The sequence below is a fragment of the Mucilaginibacter sp. MD40 genome, from assembly GCF_002288635.1.
Lineage (GTDB): Bacteria > Bacteroidota > Bacteroidia > Sphingobacteriales > Sphingobacteriaceae > Mucilaginibacter.
On sequence record NZ_NRSW01000001.1, the window covers coordinates 1,326,744 to 1,346,105 of the forward strand.

At 45.5% G+C, this 19,362-nt stretch carries 18 protein-coding genes; 4 read left to right on the top strand and 14 right to left on the bottom strand.

What is annotated here, in order from left to right:
- Positions 1-5 precede the first annotated feature (5 nt).
- From CKK33_RS05970 to CKK33_RS06005, 10 genes are all read right to left on the bottom strand, one after another.
- Complete coding sequence (locus CKK33_RS05970) at positions 6-236, bottom strand: hypothetical protein (protein WP_233138154.1); 231 nt, start codon at positions 234-236, stop codon at positions 6-8.
- 4 nt (positions 237-240) lie between these two features.
- Positions 241-831: a TetR/AcrR family transcriptional regulator gene (locus tag CKK33_RS05975; protein ID WP_095703230.1), complete on the bottom strand. Its 591-nt coding sequence runs from the start codon at positions 829-831 to the stop codon at positions 241-243.
- Positions 832-1,236: 405 nt separating this feature from the next.
- Positions 1,237-1,440, bottom strand: coding sequence for a hypothetical protein (locus tag CKK33_RS19395; protein ID WP_143822903.1), 204 nt, complete (start codon positions 1,438-1,440; stop codon positions 1,237-1,239).
- A 215-nt stretch (positions 1,441-1,655) separates the two neighbouring features.
- Complete coding sequence (locus CKK33_RS05980; protein WP_143822904.1) at positions 1,656-3,437, bottom strand: tetratricopeptide repeat protein; 1,782 nt, start codon at positions 3,435-3,437, stop codon at positions 1,656-1,658.
- Between the two features lie 128 nt (positions 3,438-3,565).
- A complete protein-coding gene (locus CKK33_RS05985; protein ID WP_095703232.1) occupies positions 3,566-4,876 on the bottom strand; it encodes an MFS transporter in 1,311 nt (436 codons plus the stop codon).
- Between the two features lie 69 nt (positions 4,877-4,945).
- Complete coding sequence (locus CKK33_RS05990; RefSeq protein ID WP_095703233.1) at positions 4,946-6,331, bottom strand: M20/M25/M40 family metallo-hydrolase; 1,386 nt, start codon at positions 6,329-6,331, stop codon at positions 4,946-4,948.
- A gap of 53 nt (positions 6,332-6,384) precedes the next feature.
- Positions 6,385-8,490 carry an ATP-dependent DNA helicase RecG gene (recG, locus tag CKK33_RS05995; RefSeq protein ID WP_095703234.1) on the bottom strand — a complete coding sequence of 702 codons (2,106 nt, stop codon included), beginning with the start codon at positions 8,488-8,490 and terminating at the stop codon, positions 6,385-6,387.
- 10 nt (positions 8,491-8,500) lie between these two features.
- Positions 8,501-8,881, bottom strand: a complete 381-nt coding sequence (locus CKK33_RS06000) for a RidA family protein (RefSeq protein WP_095703235.1) — start codon at positions 8,879-8,881, stop codon at positions 8,501-8,503.
- 15 nt (positions 8,882-8,896) lie between these two features.
- Positions 8,897-9,040: a DUF6728 family protein gene (locus CKK33_RS19605; protein ID WP_198952446.1), complete on the bottom strand. Its 144-nt coding sequence runs from the start codon at positions 9,038-9,040 to the stop codon at positions 8,897-8,899.
- Between the two features lie 70 nt (positions 9,041-9,110).
- Positions 9,111-10,481, bottom strand: a complete 1,371-nt coding sequence (locus CKK33_RS06005; protein WP_095703236.1) for an OmpA family protein — start codon at positions 10,479-10,481, stop codon at positions 9,111-9,113.
- Positions 10,482-10,630: 149 nt separating this feature from the next.
- Between CKK33_RS06005 and CKK33_RS06010 the strand changes: the two genes are divergently transcribed.
- Positions 10,631-11,920 carry an aminopeptidase P N-terminal domain-containing protein gene (locus CKK33_RS06010; RefSeq protein ID WP_095703237.1) on the top strand — a complete coding sequence of 430 codons (1,290 nt, stop codon included), beginning with the start codon at positions 10,631-10,633 and terminating at the stop codon, positions 11,918-11,920.
- Between the two features lie 48 nt (positions 11,921-11,968).
- Here CKK33_RS06010 and meaB read toward each other — a convergent pair whose 3' ends face one another.
- Positions 11,969-12,889, bottom strand: coding sequence for a methylmalonyl Co-A mutase-associated GTPase MeaB (gene meaB, locus CKK33_RS06015; RefSeq protein ID WP_095703238.1), 921 nt, complete (start codon positions 12,887-12,889; stop codon positions 11,969-11,971).
- Between the two features lie 101 nt (positions 12,890-12,990).
- On the opposite strand from meaB, the gene CKK33_RS06020 reads away from it, so the two are divergent.
- Positions 12,991-13,848, top strand: coding sequence for a glycosyltransferase (locus CKK33_RS06020; RefSeq protein WP_095703239.1), 858 nt, complete (start codon positions 12,991-12,993; stop codon positions 13,846-13,848).
- Positions 13,849-13,855: 7 nt separating this feature from the next.
- On the opposite strand, the gene CKK33_RS06025 is transcribed toward CKK33_RS06020, so the two are convergent.
- The 3 genes from CKK33_RS06025 to CKK33_RS06035 are packed head-to-tail and all read right to left on the bottom strand — an operon-like array spanning position 13,856 to position 16,399.
- Positions 13,856-14,779 (bottom strand): glycosyltransferase family 2 protein, encoded by a 924-nt coding sequence (locus tag CKK33_RS06025; protein WP_095703240.1) that lies wholly within the window; start codon positions 14,777-14,779, stop codon positions 13,856-13,858.
- Between the two features lie 8 nt (positions 14,780-14,787).
- A complete protein-coding gene (locus CKK33_RS06030) occupies positions 14,788-15,600 on the bottom strand; it encodes a glycosyltransferase family 2 protein (RefSeq protein WP_095703241.1) in 813 nt (270 codons plus the stop codon).
- Positions 15,593-16,399, bottom strand: a complete 807-nt coding sequence (locus CKK33_RS06035) for a glycosyltransferase family 2 protein (RefSeq protein ID WP_095703242.1) — start codon at positions 16,397-16,399, stop codon at positions 15,593-15,595. Before CKK33_RS06035 ends, CKK33_RS06030 begins: the two co-directional genes overlap by 8 nt.
- 117 nt (positions 16,400-16,516) lie before the next feature.
- Here CKK33_RS06035 and CKK33_RS06040 point away from each other — a divergent pair, with 117 nt between their 5' ends.
- A complete protein-coding gene (locus CKK33_RS06040) occupies positions 16,517-17,407 on the top strand; it encodes a lysophospholipid acyltransferase family protein (RefSeq protein WP_095703243.1) in 891 nt (296 codons plus the stop codon).
- Positions 17,408-17,466: 59 nt separating this feature from the next.
- On the top strand, positions 17,467-19,290 hold the full coding sequence (locus CKK33_RS06045) for an ABC transporter ATP-binding protein (protein ID WP_095703244.1): 1,824 nt from the start codon (positions 17,467-17,469) through the stop codon (positions 19,288-19,290).
- Positions 19,291-19,362 lie beyond the last annotated feature (72 nt).

Here is a 19,362-nt window from a genome sequence, read left to right on the forward strand (position 1 = left end):
GATCGTTAAACTAATTCACAGCATTCATAGCCGTGTTGGGTAAGCAGGTCAATGATGCCCGAATGTGTTAAGCCGTGCGATACAATGCGCAGCACACGGTCCTCATCTTCCATGTCAATATTCCAATGCTCAATTTCGGGAGTTTGTTTTAGCAGGTTACCCAGCGCCAGCTTATCAGCATCGTGGCTGATATTGGTTTTAAAAAGCAGTATGTGCTCAAAGGTTTCCATCATCATAAATTTATTTTTTTAATGCCTTTAGTACCAGTTCAAATGTTTTCCAGAATATCTCGTCGGTCATTTTAAAGGGTTTGCCGCCCAGGCTTTGGCCTTCGTGGTCAAACCTTACCAGGGCGTAAAGGGGGGCAAACGCTACCGACCAGTAAGCCTCCAGTGGCAGATCATCTATCTCGCCGCGATTGATGGCGTTGGTCATGAAGCTGCCGAGTATGGTTTTCATATCATTCAGGAAGCTCTCCAGGAACCGTTCCTGGTAACTCGAGTTTCTCAATAATTCAAAAAAAGCGTTGGCCAGCACATTGTTCTTCATATACTCATACCGGTTACGCCACTGGTTTTTCAGCCCTTCTTCAAAGCTCATTTCAGGGTTAAACCCGCGGGTAATGGCAGCGCTCATTTTTTGGCCTTCTTCGGCGGCAATGTTAATGATCAGGTCGTCGCGGTCTTTATAGTAGATGTATAATGTAGCCACAGAAATATTGCATGCCCTGGCCAATTTGTTCATGCTAAAGCCTTCCAATCCATCTTTCACCATCATCTCAATGGCGGTTTTCTTTACCAGTTCTACTTTATTGTGGTCACGAGTACGCATATTGAAAGCAAATATAAATGAATATTCATTTATTTATAAAAATTATGAAGAATTTTATTTCTCACGAACATGCGGGCGATGAATCACGGAAATAGCTTTTAAACTTTTATGTCATATTTAGCGACAGCGAAATATCTTCTGCGCGTGCAAAGTCGCCTACTTACAAGGCGAAGAAGATGTTTCACTACGTTCAACATGGCAAATTGATCTTTTTATACAGTGAATATCACTGCATATCGTATTGTTAAACGTTTGCACAAATTAAATGCGATCTTCCCCGGCGATGAGTGAAATAATTATATTACAGGAAATACGAAATGTGTAGAAACGCCAAAAACATCAAATACACTACCGGGCAAGCCCGGTAGGTATTGATGCACACAATAGATTCAGAAAATCCCCCTTCTAAATCGCGTTATTGGTGTTTTTTTGAGGCGCAGTTTCCCATGCCGAACCATATACATAGGACTTTTTGCTGCACAGGCTGCAGGAGTATCTTTTTATAGGGAGCCAAAACAGGAAAGCTTTCACTAATGGCGGGCGCTTGGCGCGGTAAGCCAACCTTCCTTTTTTGCAATGCGGGCAAAGTTTCTTTTGGGGAGTTTCCATTTCAGTAGGGGTATAATGTAACGGGTTAATCAATCGCTTTATTTATATCATATGCTTTAGTTTATCAGCATACGTTTATGTATTAATTATTAATTTATTGCACAGGGCAACTGTTAAAATAATTACAGATCAAATATCAGCCAAAAAGCTGTTTATGGGCTAATTTGAGGGGTGGACAAAAGCAGGACATTTGCTTTACACTTAAAAACAGCACTTTACAAGGTGTTAACAACATCTTCAATCTCCTCATTATCAGCCAGATTTAGTTTTTTACGCAGGCGTTGTTTAGCTTTTTTAACACCATCAACGGTGATGCATAACATTCCTGCCATTTCGCGGTTGTTAAGCTTTAGCTTAATGAGCGCCATTAAGCGCATATCTGTAGCGGAAATGGCTGGATACCTTTGCCTTATGTTAAAAAGAAAATTGCCATGTACCTTGGTGAATAGCTTCCGGAACTCGTCCCATTTATCATCCGTCATGATATGGGCATGCATCATCCTGTCCAGGTTTTCGGTAAGGGTGCGGTCGTTTATGGCGTACTGTAACCGTTCTAATTCCGTTTTAAACCCTTCAATAATGTCATTTTTCTGCTTTAAATTCTCTGTATAGTCGCTAAGCGCGTTTTCGGCGCTTTTTCGTTCTTCATCCAGCCGGCGCAATTCAGCAGCCAGTATCTCTTTATCTTTCCGGGTTTTAAGCCTTTGCCTGTTAAAAATAAGTACCCCTATCACCATCAATAAGAGCAGCACCGTGATTACCGTATACTGCTTGTAGGAGTTGATCCTGGTTTTTATTTGCAGGTTGTTATAATCTTCTAAACTTTTTTCTTTGGTCCACTTAAGCCGTACCCTATCTATGGCCGCCACATTATCACGTTCCATTAGGCTATCCTTTAATTGCTCTGATAGCAGGAGATAATGCTCTGCAAGTGTAGGTTTGTTGCTTTTTTCCTTTACCTGTGCCAATAGCTCGTAATACTGTATACGTTCTTTTAACACGTTTTCTTTGGTAGTACTTAAAACCTGGTTGGCGGTATCCAGCTGCGCGCTGGCTAATTTAACATCATTAAAAGATAGGCTTATCTGTGCCAGCCTTAGCATCGCGATAGCGCAGTTGGCCCCTTCATTATACTTTACAGACTGCACGTAATCTTCCCGTACCAGGGGTAGAGCCTCTTTATACCTTTTCTGTAATACATAAACCGACCCAATATTCCCCTTGGCCAGCGCTATCCATATGGTATCATGTAGTTGGCCGGCCAGCTTTAATGCCTCATGAAAATAATTAAGGGCAAGTTGGTAGTTATTAGTGTTACGGTAGGTAAGCCCTATGGTATTGAAAATATTAATTCGTGTACGTGATGGTGCTGTTTGGTAAATAAGCGCGTTTTTGAGATACTCCCTCGCGCCATCATAATCGCCCAGGGCGTAGTAAAAATTTGATGTTTCTGAAAATATATTGCCTATGCCGGGCACTTTTTTGTAGCCGGTTTCCTTTAGGTTCCTTTCGGATAGCAGGTAATATTGAGCCGCCTCTATATTTTTTTTATAGAGCGCAAAGTAATTGGCAATACGATGCTGGTAAATACCGGTGAGCATCTGGTCTTTTCTCTCTTCGGCAAGTTCAACGGCTTTTTTATAATATTGGGTACTTAGCTGGTTGTAGCCACGGTTAACCGAGTAATAATCGGCGCGGAGGTCAAAAACGGCGCATTGCAGGGCAAGGTCATTGAGGTCTGCGGCAATTTTGCCCAGATCGTCAATGGTGCGCATAGCATCAGCCTCCGTCATTTTACGGCACGGCCTCGAAAGGGCGCGAGCGGCTTCAACACGCCTGTCGGCGGCTGTGTCCTTTAGGTTAGTGAAAAGAAAGGGTTTGTAGGCAGGTCTTTCGGCTCCCTGTACTGCGTTAAGCGTTGGCATGCCCAGCATCAGCCATAAAAATGGCATGCTAAACAGGCCGAACCTTAAGATGTGCAATCTCTTAGTGGTCACGGTTTAATTTTAGTTATTTAAGTAGGGGACCTTTAACAGGTTAAAGATACTAACAAGCCGGATAATAACTACATATTAAAAAATATTTTACAACTAAAAGTTTTAACCGGTGGTTGATAAGTGTGGGATTAATTTTCGCCGGTTTGCGGTGAATGGATCTCGTTAAGCGACAGAGGGATGAGCTTTTGGGTTTTAAAAAAAGTAATGGTAACAATAAGCAGCGTTATGCTTCCGCCGAAGATAACAGCCGGTATAGTGCCTAAAAACCGCGCTGCCATGCCCGATTCAAAGTCGCCGATCTCGTTAGATGAGCCGATAAACATTGAGTTTACGGCGGATACACGCCCGCGCATATGATCGGGCGTGAGCAGCTGCATGAGCGTACCTCTTATGATAACGCTTACACTATCAAATGCACCCTGCATGAATAGGCAGAACAGTGATAGATAGAATATGCGCGATAAACCGAAGCCTATGATAGATAAGCCGAAGCCCGCAACCGCTACTAATAGGTTGCGCCATGGCCGGTTCATGGGTGAAAAGCGTACCATAGCGATCATGGTGAGCGCCGCGCCGAGTGAGGTAGCCATACGCATAATACCCAAACCTTCGGGGCCAACCTTTAAAATATCCAGCGCGAATACCGGCAGCAGCGCTACAACCCCGCCAAAGAATACCGAAAAAAGGTCAAGGCTCATGGCGTAAAACATGATCTTGTTGGTGAAAACAAAGTTGAGGCCCTCTTTAAGGCTTTTCCAAATATTTTCTTTAGGTACAAATACCGGCGGGAACTTACGCAGCAGGTACACCAGTACCAATGCCACCAGCAGGAATATAAGGATAATGCCAAAGGTTGCGGTAATACCGCTAAGGCCAGGGAAAATATGGCTGGCAAAACCGTATACGGCGCCGCCGGTAAGCGGCCCTAATATAGAGGCTACCTGCCAGGTTGAACTGCTCCAGGTACTGCCATTAGGATATAGTTCTTTAGGTATACTATGCGCATATATCACAAAGGTTGCCGGCCCGTAAAAGGCGCGTGCCAGGCCGTTGCAAAATATCATGGCATATAGGGTAGGCAGTATCCAGGCGTGGTGGATGTAGGGCTTAAGGCTGTCCAGAGTAACGGTAAACATGGCCAATGCCGCCATAAATACTCCCGCGAAGATAATGAGCAGCATTTTACGTTTCTCGTACTTATCGGCAATGTAACCACCGTATAGGGCTATGCCTACAGCCGGTATAGCTTCGGCCAGGCCAATAAACGCTATGGCTATTTTGCTGTGGGTAAGCTGGTAAATGTAAAAACCCAGCACAGTGGTTTGCATTTGGTACGCAAACGTGAAAAAGAAACGCATCCCGATGTATGAACGGAAATCTTTGTAACGCAGGGCTGCAAACGAGTCGGGTTTTTGCGGGGCGGGATCTTCTGTTGACACTGTTAAAAAAGTTAAGGGCGCAATTTACATTAGCAAGCTTGCGGCGCAAAGCATTTAATTGTAAAATATTTATAGGTTAAGGCCATACTGGTCAATTAAGTATACCAGCGATGTGATGGCTGCCGCGCCCAAGTGTAATTCGCGTTTGTTTACATTCTCGAACACATCATTAGGGGTGTGGTGAATATCAAAGTACCGTTGTGAGTCGGGCCTGAAACCGATCAGCCTGATAGCGGGCCTGGTTTCCTTAAGCGGGCCAATGTCTGTACCGCCGCCACCTTCCACCAGGCGATCTGCTTCATAGGGCTCAAGCAGGGTTTTCCACTTGGCGTTTACCGCCTTTAAAAAGGCAGGCGAAGCACCCTCAAAGCTAAAGCCGCGCGGAGTGAAACCTCCCTCATCAGTTTCAATGGCCGCTATGTGTTCCTCTTTATTGGCGGCAGCTTCTTCCGCGTATTTAATGCCTCCTTTGTGGCCGTTCTCTTCATTCATGAAAAATACCGCGCGTATGGTGTTCTTAGGCTTGTAGCCGGTAGCCTTTAAAATGCGCAGCACTTCTACTGATTGCATTACGCCGGTGCCATCGTCATGCGCGCCTTCTGCCAGGTCCCACGAGTCGAGGTGGCCACCAACGGTGATGATCCTGTTAGGGTTTTCGCTTCCTTTTATTTCGCCAATTACGTTGTATGACTTTACATCGGGTAGGGTTTGGCAGCTTTGCTTCAAATAAAATTTAATAAGCGGCAGCTTACGCAGTTTAAGCATAGCACTCAGCTTGTTGGCGGCAACGGTTGATATGGCCGCGGCAGGTATTTTATTTACTCCATCAGCATAAGCAGTTGCGCCGGTATGTGGGTAATCATCAAGCGCGGGTGTAATGGAACGCACTATAGCGCCTATAGCCCCGTATTTGGCAGCAGCTGATGGCCCCGCGAAACGTTGTACACCTGCGGCGCCATAACCTGCGCCGGTTTCTATAAAACGCTGGTCAAAGGCACCGTTAAAAAATACGATCTTCCCCTTAATTACGCTTTCACCCAGGGTTTCCAGTTCTTTAAGGCTCTTCACTTCTATCACATTGGCGGTAATGCCACTGGCCGGTGTGCCTACAGACATGCCCAACGCGGCTACAGGTACCGGTATCTTTTTATTACCATCAATAATATAAGCTTCTTCTTTTGCGCCGCGTACCCAATGCGGTACCATTACTTCCTGCAGGTAAACTTTATCAAAACCATAGCTGTCCATGAGCTTTTTGCTCCAGGCAACGGCCTTTTCGGCACCTGCCGAACCGCTTAAACGCTGGCCTATTTGTTTACACAGGTAACGCAGGTTATCATACGCCTGCCCGTTAACCAGGGCTTCATCGTAAAAACGGCGTATAGTGAGCGAGTCCTGGGCTTGTGAAAAAGTTGCTGAAATAAGTAACGCGGATAGTAACAGAAGTTTCTTCATGGGAGCGCTTATCGTTTAAACAAATGTAATATTTGCCGGCTCAAAAGTCAATCTCAGGAAATCTTATTCCAGGTTAAGCCGCCATCTTTTTGCTGAAAAGCGCGGTTAAGGATCATATTTTCAGGCGAAGCCAGTTGCGGGTCCTTGTCAAATATCTCTATCACGAGGTCGCGTGCCTGCTGTAATACTTCCTGGTCGGTAGCCAGGTCGGCCACTTTCAGATCCAGCACACCGCTTTGCTGGGTGCCCTCAATATTGCCGGGGCCGCGCAGCTGCATATCAATTTCGGCTATCTCGAACCCGTTATTGGTTTTTACCATGGTGTTCAGTCGTATACGCCCATCGTTACTCAGCTTTTCCTTGCTCATAAGTATGCAGTAGGATTGCTCGGCCCCGCGGCCCACACGCCCCCGTAACTGGTGTAGCTGTGAGAGCCCGAAACGCTCCGCGTTCTCAATGATCATAACCGATGCGTTGGGTACGTTCACACCCACCTCAATCACCGTAGTGGCTACCATGATCTGCGTTTCGCCTTTAATAAAGCGCTGCATCTCAAACTCCTTTTCAGCCGCCTTTAGCTTGCCATGTACTATACTGATACGGTATTGCGGCAAGGGAAACTCGCGCGACATGATCTCAACACCATCCTGCAGATTTTTCAGATCAAGCTTTTCGCTCTCCTGTATCAGTGGGTATACCACGTAGATCTGTCGCCCTTTGGCTATCTCCTGTTTCATAAAACCAAACATGCGCAGGCGCTGTGCTTCATAAAAATGTATGGTTTGTATGGGTTTGCGGCCCGCGGGCAGCTCATCTATCACAGAGATATCCAGATCGCCGTACATGGTCATGGCCAGGGTGCGTGGAATAGGAGTAGCCGTCATTACCAATACATGCGGGGGGATGATGTTTTTTTTCCAAAGCTTGGCGCGCTGCTCAACGCCAAAGCGGTGCTGCTCATCAATCACCACAAAGCCCAGGTTTTTATACTGTACCTTGTCCTCAATTAAAGCATGGGTACCCACCAGTATTTGCAGGCGGCCATCCTCTAAATGCTCGTGTATCACCCTGCGTGCTTTTTGCGGTACTGACCCGGTGAGCAGGGCAACCTCAACAAAGCCATCGCCTACCAGGTTTTTAATGGTTTCATAGTGCTGGGTAGCCAAAATTTCTGTAGGGGCCATTATGCAGGCCTGGAAACCATTATCAATAGCGATAAGCATGCACATTAAAGCTACTACGGTTTTGCCGCTGCCTACATCACCCTGTAACAGGCGGTTCATTTGTACGCCGCGTTGGGTATCCTGCCTTATTTCGCGCAGTACACGTTTTTGGGCGTTGGTTAGCGGGAAAGGGAGTTTGTGGTGGTAAAAATCATTAAAGTAATTGCCTACCTTATCAAAGATGTTGCCTTTGAACTTTTGCGTATGCAGCAGTTTGTTTTTGAGCAGTTTCAGCTGCAAGAAGAACAGCTCTTCAAACTTAAGGCGGTACTGTGCCTCTTTTAACTGGTTGGCATTGTTAGGAAAATGGATGTACCTGTAAGCATCGGCACGGGGCATCAGCCTCATGCGGTTAATAATGTACGCAGGCAGGTTCTCCTCAATGTCGCGCCCGTGTTGTTCAAGCAATATGGCAACCAGCTTTTGTATGCCTTTGCTATCTAAACTAAATTGTTTGAGTTTCTCCGTTGAGTTGTAGGCGGGCTGCAGGGTTAGGTTACCTTTTTGTTGTACGCCCGGAGTGTAAGGCTCCAGTTCGGGGTGCGACATCTGCACCTTACCATTAAAAAAGCCGGGTTTGCCAAACAGTACATATACCTTGCCGGGCACTACCATTTTCTCTACCCAGCGTATTCCCTGGAACCATGCCAGTTCTATAACTCCGGTATCATCCTTGGCTTGTACAATAAGGCGCTTGGTGTGTTTTTCGCCTAATATTTCTTTTTGGAAAACACGGGCCAGTACTTGTACATAGGGCATATCGGGCTGTATGTCCTTAATTTTATAAAACCGTGTACGGTCTATATGTTTGTAGGGAAAGTGCCGAAGCAGATCTTCGAAACGATATATCTGCAGCTCTTTTTTCAGCGCTTCGGCCCGCGAAACACCTACACCTTTTAAATATTCAATGGGTGTTTGGAGATGCTGATTGTTCAAGGCAATATGCTCAGTCCTTTAACGCGATAACCGATATTTCTACATTAACACCTTTTGGCAGGGCCGATACCTGCACGGTTTCGCGCGCCGGGAAATCAGTGGTAAAATAAGAACCATATACTTCGTTTACCTGCGCGAAGGTTTGCATATCCGTAAGGAATATGGTTGACTTGATCACCGTATCAAAACTGCTGCCTGCCTCGGTAAGGATGGCTTTAAGGTTTTCCATCACCATTTTAGCTTCATCGGTAATACCGGTAGTAACAATTTCGCCGGTGGCAGGGTTCATGGGTATCTGGCCTGAAATGAATAGCAGCCCGTTTACGGCTACCGCCTGGCTGTATGGGCCAATAGGAGCAGGGGCATTGGTTGTATTAATAATGGTTTTCATTTGCTGAAAGATGTATTATTTAGAGAAAAAAAGCCATTGAATGATCTTGTAGGTAATACCTGCCAGGAACATGATGATAGCGATGGCATTAATGGTATGCATCACTTTCAGGTTAAAACTGGTTGGCCTGTTAGGGTCCTTTTTTCTGAAGAAGTACATATAGCAAAGTTAATAAAAAAAGAAAGCCCCCCGAGTTATTCGGGGGGCTCCTTATAATATTTATTGAATATTATTTTTGTTTGAAAGAAACGCGACGGTTAGCGATACGGCCTTCTTCAGTTGAGTTATCAGCAATTGGGTGAGTTTCACCGAAAGCTTTAACTTTCAATTTAGAAGCAGAAACACCTGAGTTAACTAAGTAAGTTTTTACTGAGTTAGCACGGTCACGTGATAAAGCCATGTTGTGAGCAGCAGTACCTTCTGATGAAGCGTAACCATCGATCTCAACGCTTTTGCCTGATGAACGCAGGTCAGCTGAAGTAGCGTCTAATGCTGGATAAGCAGAAGTACGTAATACTGAGCTATCGAACTCGAACTGGATGTTTGAGTAAGGAGTACCGGCAGCAGCAGCAGTTGTATCAGCTTTAGGGAATACGATAACGCAACCAGAACCGTCAACTACGCTACCAGCAGGAGTGTTAGGGCATTTGTCGAATTGGTCAGATACACCGTCACCATCAGAATCTTTCTTAAGATCGTTAACTGCGTTTTCAACGTTAGTTACACGGCCTTTAAGAGCTTCAACTTCCTGACGAAGAGCTGCATCATAAAGCTCATCATACATCATAGCAACTGGGTTAACCCACTCTAAGCTTGGTTTTGAGCTTGAGCCCAGAGTGAACTCTAAACCTCCGTAACCGTAAGAGTAGTGGTCTTTTTTGTTGTTACCGGTAGTACGGCCATCAAAGTTACCACCATCAATAAAGTTCTGAGTGTAACCTAAGTTTAAAGCAACAGCTTCGCTCAGGCGGAATTTAACACCAGCACCTACCGGGATAACATACTCTTTTACCCATTTGCCAGTACCTGCATTACCTGCTGCACCGTTTTTGAAGTCAAAAGGAGTACCGTTAGCAAGTGTACCTGTTGGGTTGTACATAGCCAAACCAGCACCAGCGTTTAAGAAGAAGTTAACAGAGTTTTTACGACGGATGAAGTCGATAGTTGCAACGTTAACAACACCGCTTAAAGTAGCTTGGTAAAAACGGGTTGAGTAAGAAGCCTGGTTAACAGTGTTGTCGCCAGCTACTTTACCACCGCGTACGTCTAATTGTAAGCCGAAGTTATGGCCTAATTGATCGCGGAAAGAGATACCATAACCCAACTGTACTTTGTTGTTCTGGTAATCGTTAAGGCTACCACCGGTTGCCATGGTTGGAGAAGTTACACCAGCGTTAAGGCCAATGCTCCAGGTTCTGTACTGACCTCTGCCGCCAAATACTTTAGCGTTAGTGGTTGTAGACGACATTGTAGTGTCTGAGCTCATTTTAGTAGTGGTAGTTGCGGTAGCAGCTGAATCTGTCTGCGCGCTTACTACACCTGCTACAAGCACAGAAGCAACTGATAATGCTACTGATTTTCGTAATGTAGAATAATTCATAGTTTTAAGATTAAACGATTTAATTGTGATTTTTTTCCAAAATTAGTAATTATGTTTGAAACAAATACCAAATCCCGTTCCAAAATTCATAATTACAATTACAAACTTTTAAATAGTTTGTTTTAAAAAAATCTAATATTTATTTGTGTATGAAATATCTTCCAATTGGCGATCAGTTATTTACATTTAATAGAAAAAATTTCGTTTCGCGACTAAAATCAAACTCAATTGCAATTTTTCAGTCGAATGATGAGTTTCCACGCAATGGCGACCAAAATTTTATTTTTAAACAAAATCCTGATTTTTTTTACCTCACAGGCATAGATCAGGAGCAAAGCATACTGGTTTTGTATCCGGATTGTCCTAATCCGTTATACAGAGAAGTACTATTTTTAAGACAAACCAATGATCACATTGCCATTTGGGAGGGTCATAAGTACACTAAGGACGAGGCAAGGGAAACGTCGGGCATACAACAGATATATTGGCTGCATGAGTACGAAAATATACTGCATACTATTATTAACTACGCCGATAATATTTATATCAACACCAACGAGAACGACCGCTACGTGCATACCGTACCTTATCGCGATATGCGTATGCTGGAGGAACTTAAAAAGAAGTACCCTCTGCATCACTATGAGCGCTCGGCACCCATACTGCGCGATCTGCGTGTAGTAAAATCAGACGTTGAAATAGCGCTTACTCAAAAAGCGTGTGACATTACCCGCGACGCTTTTTTACGCGTGCTTAAGTTTGTTAAGCCGGGTGTTACAGAATATGAGATTGAAGCCGAAATAACACACGAGTTTTTAAGGCAGCGTGCTACCGGCCATGCTTACAACCCTATCATCGCATCGGGCAAGAACGCTATTGTATTACATTATATAGATAATAACCAGGTTTGCAAGGATGGCGAGGTGATACTGTTTGACTGGGCTGCCGAGTATGCCAACTACAATGCAGACATGACCCGCTCTATACCGGTTAACGGCCGCTTTACCAAACGCCAGCGCGAGGTGTATGATGCCGTATGGCGCGTGCTGCGTGAGGCTACCGCTATGTTGGTTGAAGGTACGGTATGGAATGATTACCATGAGGAAGTAGGCAAGATCATGACCAGCGAGTTGATAGGCCTTGGCTTATTAAAGAAACACGAAGTGGAAAAGCAGGACCCTAAAATGCCGCTTTACAAAAAATACTTTATGCATGGCACCTCGCACCACCTCGGGCTTGATGTGCATGACTATGCCAGCCGTTACAAACCGTTTGAGGTAGGTAATATCCTTACCTGCGAACCCGGTATTTACATTCCCGAAGAAGGTTTAGGTATACGTTTGGAGAACGATATCCTGATCACTCCGGGCGGTAACCGCGATCTGATGGCGCAGATACCTATTGATCCGGAAGAGATCGAGCAATTGATGAATGCTTGATAGAGAGGTAAGAGTCAAGAATCAAGAGCCAAGAACCGAGAGTCAGGATTAATCCCTGTCTTGACTCTTGATTCTTGATTTTTGGCTCTCATATGCGGCCGCGAACTTGTATAAGTTAAAATCGTTTTTATGTAAAGCTTCGGCAATATCCTGCCGGAGCTTTTTTTTGTCGATACCCGCCATGCGCTGCTGCTGTATAATATGGTATACCTTTTCGGTAAGTAGCAGTTCTTTCCTGTCGCCGGGCTGTTTGGCTACGTCGAGCATCAGGTCAACCACGGCTGGTATACCCTCATTGCGTGATGCCACGGTTTTTAGTACAGGCGTATGCCGGCCACCATCATGCTGAATGATCTTTTTGAGGTTGTTAATAAACAGGTCGGCACCCTCGCGGTCTGCTTTATTGATAATAAAGGCATCGGCTATTTCCATCAGGCCCGATTTAATGTTTTGTATCTCATCGCCCGCCTCCGGTACCAGTGTAACAAAAGTCTGGTCGGCCAGGCCTGCGATCTCTACTTCAGACTGGCCTACGCCTACGGTTTCTACTATAATATGGTCAAACCCTGCCGCCTTTAAAACATCGGTCATCTCGATGGTTTTGGCTGACAGCCCTCCGAGTGAACCTCTTGTGGCTAATGAACGGATAAAAACATCAGGGTGATTAAAATGGCCGGCCATGCGTATGCGGTCGCCAAGTAACGAGCCAAAATTAAACGGCGATGTAGGGTCAATAGCCAATACAGCCACTTTTTTATTCAGTTCCAGCAGTTGGCTGATGATGGCGTTTACCAGGGTACTTTTACCTGCCCCCGGCGGGCCGGTGATGCCGGTAACGGGCGTATCGCTAAAAGTGAGGCTTTGCAGCAGTTGCTGGTACCCGGTAAGGTTGTTTTCAACTATGGTTAAGGCACGTGCTACCGAGCGAAAATCCGAGCGGTGAAACTGAAAGGGATTGTTCTGTGCCATATGAGGCTAAAAATAGGGAATAAATACATAACAGCGGTAATATGGGCCGGAGTGACGCAAATTGCCCTATCTTTGAAGTTTAACTGTCGTTAGCCACCTACATGATTTCTGTTATCATCTCATCGGTGAACCCGGTACATTTAGAGCACCTGCGCCGCAATATTGGGGAAACCATTGGCGTGCCATTTGAAATCATCGCCTTTGAGAATGGTAATGCTGCACGGGGTATATGCGAGATCTATAACAGCGGCGCGCGCCAGGCACGGTATGATATACTTTGCTTTATGCACGAAGACGTGCTCATGAAAACGCCCGATTGGGGCGGCATAATTGCAAAGCTATTTAGCAATAAGGATGTGGGCGCTATAGGCGTTGCCGGCTGCAGCTATAAAACACTTGTGCCATCGGGCTGGGTGGCTTATGGTATGCCGCAAATACTGCATTACCACGTTGAGCAATCTTATAAATTTATTGATAAACCTACCGAACTGCTGCTGAGTAACCCTGATGGGGCTACATCTAAGGAAGTAGCCGTTATTGACGGTGTGTGGATGTGTACAAAAAAAGACATTGTGTTACAGCACCCGTTTGATGAAGATTTATTAAGAGGCTTCCACGGTTACGACGTAGATTTTTCCATTGCCGTTGCACAGCGCTACAAAGTGCTGGTTACTTATGAAGTGCTGCTTAACCATTTTTCGGAAGGTAACTTTGGTGCCGACTGGCTGGCTGCCATATTAAAAGTAGCTGAAAAATGGCGGCCGTTGTTACCTTTAAACAAGGCCGCTTTGACCCGCCGACAGACAGAAATGGTTGAAGTAAGGACCTGTAAAAACCTCATCGGTTTAATGAAGCGGTTTAAGTACAGCGTATCTCAAAAACTGTATGTAGTATGGTCCTTAAAAAACGCTATCAGCCTGCCTTCTCTTATCAAATTAACTTTTTACGCTTTAAAGTAGCCCGTTATCAGGGTTTTAAAAATTTAAAGCCCTTAGCGAATTTAAAAGCGAAGTTTAACCTGGATAGTGGTTTTCTCTGTTTACTATCCGGGAAAAAATTATGGTAATCCCGGTTAATGATGCTTAAAAGCGGGAACGATATGAGTGAATGTTTTTTTGATGTAAGCGCCCTGTACAGCTTATTAATGTATAATTGATCAGCAGCAGCCAGGTTTTTATACTGCCTGAAGTTATTGACCATTGTTAACACAATTTCCAGCCATTTAAGCTTGTAAGCTTTTTCGGTAATATTTTGCTCCTGCTGCGTAACCGATGCCGAGTGGATGCGGTAGCGGGTTAATACCTGGTCAAGGTAGGTGATCTTGTTGTGGTATAATGCTACAAAGCCCATCCACCAATCGTAATAACCATCCGGGGGGATAGGCAGCAGGTAATCTAAAAACTCCCTTTTGAAAAGTGTGGTGTGGCCGGTTACCCAATTATGCAGTAGTATGCTTTTATAGTTACGGCTACCAAAGTTAAAATCACGCAGAATATTCCATTCGAGCGTTTTATCCTGCTCATCTATACAGGATGAGTTGGAGAAGATCAGCCAGTTATCGCCTATATGCTGGTGCAGGATTTCGATTTTATTTTCGGCCCATATATCGTCCTGATCGCAAATGGCAATATACTCGCCCGTTGTTAACCCAATCGCTTTCTGGAAGTTTTGGTTAAAGCCCAGGTTCTGCTCGTTCCGGTAAAATTTAATGCGCCCGTCGTTCGCAACCATTTGCTGAACCAAATGGGCCGTATCATCGGTTGAGCCATCGTCAACAATAATGATCTCCAGGTATTTATAGGTCTGGTGTATTAAGCTGTTGAGTTGGGCTTCAATATATTTTTCTCCATTGTAGGTACAAAGGGCAACGGATATCAGCGGTAGCGTCATTTACATATTTATAGTGCTGTGTACTGGTTAAGGCCCAGTTCGCAGCTTTTTTTGTTTTGAGTGATGGTCTCCTGTAGGATATCGTCATTACGGTCCAGGTCTGACCGCGACTTTTGCGGATGATACAGGTGAAATACCACCGCCGCGAATTTAATCACTCTCTTTTTCAACCCGGTATTGATCATCCTGATGGCGATCTCGTTATCCTCCCGTCCCCAACCGGTAAAAGCTTCGTTATAACCGTTCACTTTTACCAGGTCGCTGCGCCAGAAAGCCATGTTGCAGCCCCGCATAAAATAGGGGTCGTTCTGCCGGTAACGTTCGGCCAGGTAGTTGGATAATAACTTACTCCTTACGCCGTTGCTGCGGTTTTTAATACCACTGCTCAACAAGTTGATGTTGATCCTGCGGTCGCCAATGAGCAGTTCTGATGTAGGCTTGTCGACAATAACGCGGCTGCCGGTTACAAAAGTATCCGGCTGCCTGAAACGGATATGGTCGGCCACAAAGTAAGGGTGCAGGATGAGGTCGCCGTCAACCTGTATAATATACCGGCCGGAAGCAGCGGCTATACCCTTATTGCGTATACGCGCCAGTTGAAAACCTTCGTCGGGCTGCCATACATGTATCAGCGGTACAGGGAAATCTTTCGCGAATTCTTCTATCAGTAAGCGGGTATCGTCTGTAGAGCCGTCATCCGCTATGATCACCTCATCGGGCAGTTTTTTTAAAGCCTTTACGCTCATTAAACAAAGCCGCAAAGCCTGCGGCCAGTTATAGGTTGATATAATGAGCGAAACATCCAATTGCGTATTATTCATAGTCGGCGGCCTGCAGGTATCCGTTTTCGCAGGCTATAATTTTATGCTCTTTTATGCGCTCAATTTCGGCGCGGTGATTATCTGCTGTTTGGCGATGCCCCTCATCATGGTAAAGATGAAACTGTACCGCCCTTAATTTTACTATCTTTTTAACAATTCCCAGGTTAATGAGCCGTGCTGCCAGTTCCTCGTCCTCATGTCCCCAGCCCTGCAGCGCGTTGTTGTAACCGTTTATATTCACAAAGTCAGCCTTCCAGTAGGCCAGGTTACTGCCACGCACGCTGTTTGACGACATTTTTTTGCGCACCACCAACCCGCTCAGCAAAGCCAGCCGCAAGCCGTTAAAACGGTGCTGCACCCCGGCAGATAGTGCCGACAGCCCTGCCGCGCCATCGCCATTTGCCAATAGCCCGGCGGTTTTTTGTTGGCTGAGCATGGCCCTGGTGCCCCGTAAAAAAGCCCCATGCTCACGCGCTATTAGGTGGTCGGCTATAAAATACCTGTTCAGTATAACGTCGCCATCAACCTGTATAATATAATCAGAACTGGTTTGCTGTATGGCCTTGTTCAATATAACCGACTTGCGAAAACCTTTATCGGCATGCCATACATGTACCATACGCACCGGCGAGGCCGACTGATACAGTTGAATAAGTTTTTTAGTTTCTTCCCCGGAACCATCATCGGCAATGATGACCTCTGCGGGTAAAACCGATTGGCGCAGAACACTATCCAGGCAGAGTTTTAACGCCTGTGGCCAGTTATAAGTAGATATGACCAGTGAACATTTTGCCGCCATATGAATCGCAAAAGTACTTATAATACGGCTTATTAGCTAATTTTGGCACCTGCCATACGTTTTACACCCGCATGGGACTTTAGCGGTATAAAAACTTTATGTTTGCAGGCAAATTATATGGCAGCAATAAAGCAGTTATGGGTTAAGTTTTGTGTATCAATATTATACTTGATATCCTTACTGCCATTTTGGGCGCTTTACCTGCTGTCCGACGTGATTTACGTGATCCTGTTTTACCTGGTACGGTACAGGCGGCAGGTAGTGCATAATAACCTGGTGAATTCTTTCCCGGAGAAAAGCCTGGTTGAGATCAGCACTATAGAAAAACAGTACTATCATTACCTGGGCGATCTGCTGGTAGAAACCCTGAAGATGATCACCATATCAGAAAAAAGCCTGCGTAAACGCATGCAGCCTACCAACCCCGAACTGGTTGACCATTACTTTGCGCAGGGCCGAAGCATTATAGCCGCCGCCGGCCACTACTGCAACTGGGAGCTGGCTATACTGGGGTTTAGCCTGCTTACTACCGAAAAGCGCGTTATTGTATACAAGCCGCTAAGCAACGCGTGGGTAAATGATTATGTGAACCGGGTGCGCGCCCGTTACGGCGCTATCATGGTGGCCATGAAGCAAACACTGCGCACTTTCGTGAGCTACCGGAATGATCTTACCTTTAGCGTACTGGTATCAGACCAAACACCTGTACGCCACGAAATTAATTACGTAACCACTTTTTTAAACCAGCCTACACCTGTTTTCCTGGGGATAGAGAAACTGGCCAAAATGATCGATGCCGTGGTGATATTTTATAAAATAGAGCGTGTAAAGCGCGGTTATTACCGTTTTACCATGGTGCCGCTGATTGAGCAGCCCAAGGAAACCGCCGAGCATGAAATTACCGAGGCGCATGTACGTTTCCTGGAACAGATCATCAGGGATAAGCCGCAGTATTGGCTGTGGTCGCACCGCAGGTGGAAGTATAAACCCGAAGAAATGAATGCCTGAAGCCGGCCTGCTTATGTTAATTGAATAACCATTAACTTTGCAGCAATTATAAATTTTTAATGAAGACATATTTCAGGTTGTTATCATTTGCAAAACCTATAGAGAAGTTTGCAATACCGTATATTATAACAACTGTACTTTCTGTTATATTCAGCACGCTTAACCTCGCTTTGCTTGCCCCGTTGCTTACTACCATATTCGCTAAACACGGCCAGCAGAAAATGCCATTGGGCCCTAAGCCAGCCCTGGTAGATATTATGGCTACGTTTAAGTATTATGTTACTTACGCTATAAATAATTTTGGTGTATGGGTAGCGCTGGAGTTTGTTTGCGCCACCATTGTTGTTTCGGCTTTGTTGGGTAACCTTTTCAGGTACCTTTCTCAGCGCATTATGGAGAACCTTCGGGTGCATACACTATTGAACCTGCGCCGTGCGGTATTTAATAACGTGATGAACCTGCATCTCGGCTTTTTTAGTAACGAGCGTAAAGGCGATATTATCTCCAAAGTAGCGTCAGACGTGCAGGTAGTACAATTTTCGGTTACCGGTACGTTACAGGTGATCTTTAAAGAGCCGTTAACCCTCATCACTTTTTTGGTGGTGCTGTTCCTGATCTCTCCAAGCCTTACGTTGTACTCATTCCTCGTGATACCGGTTTCGGCCTTTGTGATCTCCAAAATTGTGAAGCGTTTAAAGGCACAGGCCATTGCCTCACAGCAGAGCTACGGTAACATGATCAGCTATCTTGATGAAGCCCTGTCAGGTATTAAAATAGTGAAGGCCTTTAACGCCACCGAGTTTATCAAAACCCGTTTTGATGAGGAGAACAAGCGCTATTCGCGCATTACCAAATCCATGGCCCGCAGGCAGCAGCTGGCCTCGCCGGTATCTGAATTCTTCGGGATCACGATGGTGGCGGGTATTGTGCTGTACGGCGGTCACCTGCTCATCAATAATGCTTCAACCTTAACAGCGCCGGAGTTTGTAACGTTCATCGCTTTTTTCTCGCAGGTAATGCGCCCGGCGAAGGCCATATCCGACTCTTTCAGTAATATCCACTCGGGCATTGCAGCAGGCGAAAGGGTGCTCGACCTTATTGACGAGCAACCTATGGTGACCGACGCGCCTGATGCGATCAATATCACCGGCTTTAACGAAGCGCTTAAGTTTGAAAATGTCACTTTCGCTTACCAGGAAAAGATAGTTCTCTCCGGCATTAACCTTACCATTCCCAAAGGGAAAACTGTAGCGTTGGTGGGCCCCTCAGGTGGTGGTAAATCAACCATGATGGATCTGATCCCCCGGTTTATGGACCCCCAAAGCGGCCGAATTACCATTGACGGACAGGATATTAAACAGGTAACCGCGTCATCATTACGCGCTTTAATGGGCGTAGTGAACCAGGAGTCGGTTTTGTTTAACGACACCATTTTTAATAACATCGCCTTTGGTAAAACAGATGTACGGCCCGAGGATGTGGAAGCCGCCGCACGCATTGCCAATGCCCATAATTTTATACTGGAAACTGAGAATGGTTATGATACCAACGTGGGGGACCGCGGCACCAAACTATCCGGCGGGCAGCGCCAGCGTATCTGCATAGCGCGTGCGGTACTCAACAACCCGCCTATTATGCTGCTGGATGAAGCCACCTCGGCGCTGGATACCGAGTCTGAAAAGCTGGTGCAGGAAGCATTAAATAACCTGATGAAGAACCGAACCTCGCTGGTGATCGCCCACCGTTTGAGCACTATTCAAAATGCGGACATCATCGCGGTAATTGAAAGCGGAAGGGTAGTAGAGCAGGGCACGCACCAGGAGCTGCTAAAACAAAACGGGCTGTACCGTCGCCTTATTGATATGCAAACGTTTAACGAATAAGAACATACCATATTTAAACAAAAAATGCGAAGCTCAACAGCTTCGCATTTTTGTTAGTGGAATGTTTTAGTC